The organism is Variovorax multivorans, assembly GCF_051216835.1.
Classification (GTDB): Bacteria; Pseudomonadota; Gammaproteobacteria; order Burkholderiales; family Burkholderiaceae_C; genus Variovorax.
Window position 1 is genome coordinate 599,811 of record NZ_JBPJZL010000005.1, and the last position, 6,660, is coordinate 606,470.

At 66.9% G+C, this 6,660-nt stretch carries 8 protein-coding genes; 4 read left to right on the top strand and 4 right to left on the bottom strand.

What is annotated here, in order from left to right; all coding sequences use genetic code 11:
* Positions 1–38: 38 nt before the first annotated feature.
* Positions 39–842 (bottom strand): IclR family transcriptional regulator, encoded by an 804-nt coding sequence (locus tag ACSFCA_RS16165; protein ID WP_258353606.1) that lies wholly within the window; start codon positions 840–842, stop codon positions 39–41.
* A 201-nt stretch (positions 843–1,043) separates the two neighbouring features.
* Here ACSFCA_RS16165 and ACSFCA_RS16170 point away from each other — a divergent pair, with 201 nt between their 5' ends.
* The 4 genes from ACSFCA_RS16170 to ACSFCA_RS16185 are packed head-to-tail and all read left to right on the top strand — an operon-like array spanning position 1,044 to position 4,541.
* Positions 1,044–1,811 (top strand): ABC transporter substrate-binding protein, encoded by a 768-nt coding sequence (locus tag ACSFCA_RS16170; protein WP_435460186.1) that lies wholly within the window; start codon positions 1,044–1,046, stop codon positions 1,809–1,811.
* Positions 1,812–1,825: 14 nt separating this feature from the next.
* Positions 1,826–2,497: an ectoine/hydroxyectoine ABC transporter permease subunit EhuD gene (gene ehuD / locus ACSFCA_RS16175; RefSeq protein ID WP_435460187.1), complete on the top strand. Its 672-nt coding sequence runs from the start codon at positions 1,826–1,828 to the stop codon at positions 2,495–2,497.
* Positions 2,494–3,264 (top strand): amino acid ABC transporter ATP-binding protein, encoded by a 771-nt coding sequence (locus ACSFCA_RS16180; RefSeq protein WP_435460188.1) that lies wholly within the window; start codon positions 2,494–2,496, stop codon positions 3,262–3,264. Before ehuD ends, ACSFCA_RS16180 begins: the two co-directional genes overlap by 4 nt.
* Positions 3,261–4,541: an NAD(P)/FAD-dependent oxidoreductase gene (locus ACSFCA_RS16185; protein WP_435460189.1), complete on the top strand. Its 1,281-nt coding sequence runs from the start codon at positions 3,261–3,263 to the stop codon at positions 4,539–4,541. Before ACSFCA_RS16180 ends, ACSFCA_RS16185 begins: the two co-directional genes overlap by 4 nt.
* Before the next feature lie 6 nt (positions 4,542–4,547).
* Here ACSFCA_RS16185 and ACSFCA_RS16190 read toward each other — a convergent pair whose 3' ends face one another.
* The 3 genes from ACSFCA_RS16190 to ACSFCA_RS16200 form a co-directional block, all read right to left on the bottom strand.
* A complete protein-coding gene (locus ACSFCA_RS16190; protein WP_435460190.1) occupies positions 4,548–5,936 on the bottom strand; it encodes an FAD-dependent oxidoreductase in 1,389 nt (462 codons plus the stop codon).
* A gap of 23 nt (positions 5,937–5,959) precedes the next feature.
* Positions 5,960–6,550 carry a phosphonate degradation HD-domain oxygenase gene (locus tag ACSFCA_RS16195; protein ID WP_435460191.1) on the bottom strand — a complete coding sequence of 197 codons (591 nt, stop codon included), beginning with the start codon at positions 6,548–6,550 and terminating at the stop codon, positions 5,960–5,962.
* A partial coding sequence (locus tag ACSFCA_RS16200; RefSeq protein ID WP_435460206.1) for an aldehyde dehydrogenase family protein occupies positions 6,544–6,660 on the bottom strand: 117 nt, incomplete at its 5' end. The genes ACSFCA_RS16195 and ACSFCA_RS16200, both read right to left, overlap by 7 nt.

Here is a 6,660-nt window from a genome sequence, read left to right on the forward strand (position 1 = left end):
GCGCGATGCCTGAAACCGTATAGGCGTCAGTCAGTCAGTCAGTCGATGCTGCGCGCCGAACTGGTCAGCGAGCGCGCGCACAGCAGCAGCGTGGGCGCCAGCTTGCGCACGGCTTCGTCGATCGTCCAGCGGCTGGTCGGCGCCACGATGTGCACCGAGGCCACCGGCCGTCCCTGGCTGCCCAGCACGGGCGCCGCGATGGTCATGTCGCCGAGGAACAGTTCCTCGGCATTGGTGGCAAAGCCCTGCAGCCGCGCTTGGCGCAGCGTTTCGAGGATCGCGTCCACATCGGTGCATGTGTGCATGGTGTGGGCCACGCGGTCGGAGGCCTCGATGAGCGCGCGTGCCTCTTCCTCGGGCAGCGCACTCAAAAAGGCGCGCCCCGAAGCCGTGCAGTACATGGGAATGCGGCTGCCGATGGGCATGTGCACCGGCACGAACTGCGCGCTGACGAAACGCGCCACGTAGACCATGTCGAGCCCGTCGGGCTCGGTGAGGCAGGAGGTTTCCGTCGTCACCTTGGTCAGCTCCGACAGGAAGGGGTTGGCCATGTCGATCAGCGAATGGGCCGCCAGGTAGTTGAAGCCGATCTCCATCACCCGCGGCGTGAGCTGGTAGCGCCGCGTCTTCGGGTGCTTGCGCACGTAGCCCAGTTTTTCGAGCGTGAAGACCATGCGCTGGGCCGAGCTCTTGGTGATGTCGGTGGCCTCGGCCACGTCGGCCAGCGTCATGGTGCGCCGCCTTGCGCTGAAGGCGCGCAGCACGGCCAGGCCCTTCTCCAGCGACTGGTTGAAAAGCAGGCTCTGGCTGTCTTCGGGGGCTGTGTCGGGTGTGGCGTCCATGGCGGTGGAGTATATCTACAGTCCCTTGAAATATCGAATATCGATTCTTATGGTTCGACTAGTGGTTTCTATTTATTGATTAGAGATTCAAAAGAATCGACTATTGGCATACATGTTGCATCGCAGGGTGCACCACCCTTTTCCGTTCCCTTTCCGTTCACTTCCACTTTTCAACGTCCTTTTCCTCCGAGGAGTGCTTCCATGAATCGCATCGTTCGCCGCCTTCACCGCCTGGCCCTGGGTCTTTGCATCGCCGGCACCGCCTCGCTCGCTGCGGCACAAGGCGCCACCCCGACCTACAACGTGGGCGCCACCGCCACCGGCGTGCCCTTCACCTTCCTCGACGTGAAGACCAACACCATCCAGGGAATGATGGTCGACACCGTCACCGCCGTGGGCAAGGCGGGCGGCTTCAACGTCAACGTGCAGCAGACGGTGTTCTCGGCGCTGATTCCCTCGCTCACGGCCCGCAAGATCGACATCGTCTCGGCGGCCATGCTCAAGACGGCGGCGCGCCAGGAAGTGGTCGACTTCAGCGACCCGGTGTATTCGTACGGCGAAGGCCTGATCGTCAAGGCCGACGACACCCGCGCGTACGTCTCGCTCGACGAACTCAAGGGCGAAGTGGTGGGCGCACAGGTCGGCACCGTGTTCCTCGACATGCTGAACAAGAAAGGCATCTTCAAGGAAGTGCGCAGCTACGACTCGGTGGCCGACATGACGCGCGACCTCTCGCTCGGGCGCATCAAGGCGGGGCTGGGCGACCAACCCATCATGGCCTACCAGATCCGGCAGAACACCTTCCCTGGCGTGAAGCTGGTCGACAGCTACAAGGCCGTGAACGTGGGCGACGTGTGCCTGGTGGTGCGCAAGGGCGACACCGAGACGATGGCCCGCATCAACAAAGCCATTGCCGCCGTGAAGGCAGACGGCACGCTCGCCAAGATCGTGCAGAAGTGGGGCATCTGAGAGCGCGCTGACCCATGGCTGCTCCCACCTTTCTCCAGAACGCGCAGGACTTCCTGCCGATCCTCCTGCAGGGCGCGGTGGTCACCGTGCAGGTCACGGTGCTCGCCTTTCTGCTGAGCAGCGCGCTCGGCCTTGCACTGGCGCTGATGAAGCTGTCGCCCGTGCGCGCCCTTTCCTGGGCCGCCACGGTGACGATCAACGTGATTCGCGGGCTGCCGATCATCGTGCAGCTGTTCTATATCTACTTCGTGCTGCCGGAGTTCGGCGTGCAGCTCACGGCCTTCCAGGCCGGCGTGATCGGCCTGGGCATCGCCTACTCGGCCTACCAGGCCGAGAACTTCCGCGCCGGCATCGAGGCGGTCGATCCGGGCCAGCGCGAGGCCGCGCAGGCCATGGGCATGCGCTCGGCGCTGATCATGCGGCGCGTGATCTTGCCGCAGGCCTTTCGCATCGCGCTGCCGCCCTACGGCAACACGCTGGTGATGATGCTGAAGGACTCCTCGCTGGTCTCGACCATCACCGTGGCCGAGATGACGCGCGCCGGCCAGCTCATTGCCTCGTCGACCTTCCAGAACATGACCGTCTACACGCTGGTCGCCCTGCTCTACCTGTTGATGAGCCTGCCGCTGGTCTACGGCCTGCGCCGGCTCGAGAAGCGTTTTGCCGCCGGGAGAAAACAACCATGATCCACGTCGAAGGACTGGAAAAGCGCTTCGGCGCGCATCGCGTGCTGCAGGGCGTGAGCCTGAACGTGGACAAGGGCGAGGTCGTGTGCCTGATCGGCCCTTCGGGCTCTGGCAAATCGACGGTGCTTCGCTGCATCAACGGGCTGGAGTCATACGAAGGCGGCGAAGTGCGCGCCTTCGGCGAGCGGGTGGACCGCAACGCGCCCAACATCCATCGGTTGCGCAGTCGCATGGGTATGGTGTTCCAGCGCTTCAACCTGTTTCCGCACCGCACCGTGCTGGAGAACGTGATGGAAGGCCCGGTCTACGTGCTGCGCCAGAACGCGGCGCAAGCGCGCGAAGAAGCGCTGGCGCTGCTGGCCAAGGTGGGGCTGGCCGAGAAGGCGCAAGCCTATCCGGCACAGCTCTCGGGTGGGCAGCAGCAGCGCGTGGCAATCGCCCGCGCGCTCGCGATGAAGCCAAAGGCCATGCTGTTCGACGAGCCCACTTCGGCGCTCGACCCCGAGCTGGTCGGCGACGTGCTCGGCGTGATGCGCGCACTGGCCGACGAGGGCATGACGATGATCGTGGTCACGCACGAGATGGGCTTCGCGCGCGAAGTGGCCGACCGCGTGTGCTTCCTGCACAGCGGCAGCATCGTCGAGGAAGGCCCGTCCGCGCGGGTGCTGGGCGCGCCGCGCCAGGCGCGTACGCAAGACTTCTTGCGGCGCGTGCTGCATCCGTCTGGTGCTGTAGCGTCTGCGGCGTCCGCGGAGGTGCGTGCATGAGCGTTCGCGCGTTGCCTCCTTCGCTCTGGGCCGACACCGCACCACCCGCTCCGCCAACGCCGCCGCTGACCGAATCGCGCAAGGCCGACGTGCTGATCGTCGGCGGCGGCTTCACCGGCCTCTCGGCTGCGCTGCATCTGGCCGAGGCCGGCGTGCAGGCCTGCGTGCTTGAGGCGCACGAACCCGGCTGGGGCGCGTCGGGCCGCAACGGAGGGCAGGTGAATCCTTCGCTCAAGCACGACCCCGATGAGCTGGTCCAGCTCTATGGCCAAGCGCGTGCAGAGCCCTTGATCGATGCGGTCTCGCGCTCGGCCGACCTGGTGTTCGACCTGATCGCCCGCCACCGCATCGACTGCCAGCCGGTGCGCAAAGGCTGGATCCAGGCCGCCTACGCACAGAAGGACGTGGCCGCGCTGCATGCGCGCGCCGAGCAGTGGGCGAAGCGCGGCGTGACGATGCTGCAACTCGACCGCGCCGCTGTCAGCGCGCGGCTCGGCACCGAAGCCTTTGCCGGCGGCTGGCTCGACGGCCGCGCCGGCAGCATCCAGCCACTGGCCTACACGCGCGGACTGGTGCGTGCCGCGCAGGCCGCAGGTGCTTCCGTGCACGGCGGCACCGAAGTCACGGCGCTGGAGCGCCACGGCACGCACTGGCATGCGAGCACATCGACAGGCGCGAGCGTCACGGCCGAACAAGTGCTGATTGCCACCAACGGCTACACCGGCGCGCTGTGGCCGAAGCTGTCGAGCACCGTGCTGGCCGCCAACAGCTTCATCGTTGCCACCGAACCGCTCAAGGGCGCCGCGGCCGACGCCATCCTGCCGGGCGGCGAAACCGCATCGACCTCGCAGCGCCTGCTGCTCTACTTCCGCAAGGACGCGCAAGGCCGTCTGCTGATGGGCGGGCGCGGCCACTTCGCCGACCCGGCCGGGCCCGCGGATTTCGCGCACCTCGAACGTTCGCTCGAACTGCTGTTTCCCCAACTGGGGCCGCTGCGCTACGAGTACCGCTGGGCCGGCCGCATCGCGGTCACGCGCGACTTCATGCCGCACGTGCACACGCCGGCGCCGGGCGTGACGGTGGCGCTGGGCTACAACGGGCGTGGCATCGCGCTGGCCACCAGCATGGGCAAACACGTGGCGGCGCGGCTGGTCGATGCGGGCGCGGATTTTCCGTACCCGGTGACGCCGATCGCACCGATCCCGCTGCATGGATTGCAGCGCTTCTACGTGGCCGGCGGCGTGGCCTGGTACAGCCTGCTCGACCGGCTGGCCTGAACGCGCTCAGCCCTTGTCCGACTTGCCTGCCGCGTCGGCGAACTTGCTCAGCAGCCGGTCGACCATCCACGGCCGGCTGTCGCGGTCCTCGGCCGCTTCCTTGCGGCGGATCGCGTCGCGCACGACGATGGAGCCGATGTAGCGGATCGGCTCGGGCGGAAACTGCCCCAGCGGCCCCTGGATGAGCGGGCTGCGCGTCCAGGCGTTGTCCTCGTCCAGCAGCAGCGAAGAGAGGATCTGCCCGCCCATGTAGGTCGGCCCCACGCCGTTGCCCGAGTAGCCGAAGCCGTAGTAGATGTGCGGCGCGCCGTTGAGCTTGCCGAAGAACGGGAAGCCGGTCACGGAGCGGTCCGAGGGCCCGTTCCAGCTCGCAGTCACTGGCACGTCACGCAGCGAAGGAAAGAAGCCATGCAGCGCGCGCGTGAGCTCGGCCTCGTAAGGTGAGCGCTGGTCGAACACCGGCGCGATGCGCCCGCCCCAGGTGAAGGTGTTGCCGCCCTTGCCCAGCATCAGGCGGCCGTCCACGGTGGTTCGGTAGTAATAGACGAAGGTGCGCGAATCGAGCACCGAGACGCCATCGACCAACCCCGTCGCGCGCAGCAGCTCGGGGCATTTTTCCGTGATGACCATGTCGCTCGACACGATGGCGATCGTGCGCTCGAACTGAGGCAAGGCACTGGCCATCCACGCGTTCATCGCCAGCACCAGCTTCGGCGCCTCGATGCTGCCGGCCGGCGTGCGCACCGTGACCGGATGGCCTTGCGTGAAGTCGATCATCGGGCTGCGCTCGTAGATGCGGATGCCCATGCGCAGCGCCACGCGCCTCAGCCCCCGCACCAGCTTGCCCGGATGCACGGTCGCGGCGATGGGCGAGTACACGCCCGCCAGGTTGCGCGCGGAGCCCGAGCGGCGCGCGACTTCTTCGGGCGGCAGCGTGCGGTAGGAATGAATGCCGCAGTCCTCCAGCCCCTTCATCACGGGGTCGAGTGCGCCGACCTGGGCCTGCGAGGTTGCGGTGTAGAGCGTGCCGTCCTGCCGCAGTTCGGCGTCGATGCCGTTCGCGCGGCAGAAGTCGGCGATGTGTTGCACCGCATCTTCCGAGGCTCTGACGAGGCGGATGGCCTCGGCTTCGCCGAACAGCCGGCGCAGCGTGAAGAACTTGGTCGACCACGTCAGCAGACAACCGCCGTTGCGCCCGCTCGCGCCGGAGCCGCAGAGATCGCTCTCGACGATGGCAATGTCGAGCGCCGGGTTGCGCTGCTTCGCCTGGATGGCAGTCCAGAGCCCGGTGAAGCCGCCACCAACGATGCAGACGTCGGCGCGCTGCGCGCCCTGCAGTGCAGGTGCGAGGTCGCCGTCATTGAAGAGGGCCTGTTCGATCCAGAAGGGGCGCATGTCGGAAGGCTCTCGGTTTCAGGTTATGGCTGCTGCGTGGCAGCCTGCCTCGACGCGAGCAGCATGTGCCGCGCGTAGTGCATCAGGTCGGGCGTCTTCGCATCGGCGCACTTGGCGCTGTCGTCCCAGCGGCGCAGGCGCACCGCGTCGAGCGCATGCGGCAGCGCTTCGAACTGCCTTGCCTGTGCTTCGTCGAACACACCGCCCTGCAGCACCAGGCTGCGCTGCGAATCGGCCGACAGCGCTTCGAGATATCCCGGTTCACGCGCGCACAGGAAGCGCTTGGCGTCCACGTGCAGCCGGATCGGGTCGAGCGTGGCCGGGCCGAACAGGTGCTTCAGGAAGGCACGGCTGCGGTACTGGTGCAGGTCGTCCAGGCCCTGCTGCGTGGGCGTGCCGTCCATGTCGTGCAGCAGGTGCCCCAGGTCGTGCAGCAGGCTTGCAGTGATGAGTTCGCTGGATGCACCGGCCTGCTCGGCCAAGTGCGCGGACTGCAGCGCGTGCTGGAGCTGCGTGACGGGTTCACCGTCGTACTGCGCGTGGCCCCTGGCCTCGAACAGGGCGACGATGCCCTCCACGTCCAGCGGCACAGCGAGCGATGCGGCGACTACCACGGCAACGAATAAGTCTTGGTATTGGTAAAGCTCTTCATGGCCTCGAGCACGCCTTCCTTGTACCCCAGGCCCGAGTCCTTGATGCCGCCGAAGGGCGTGAGCTCCAGGCG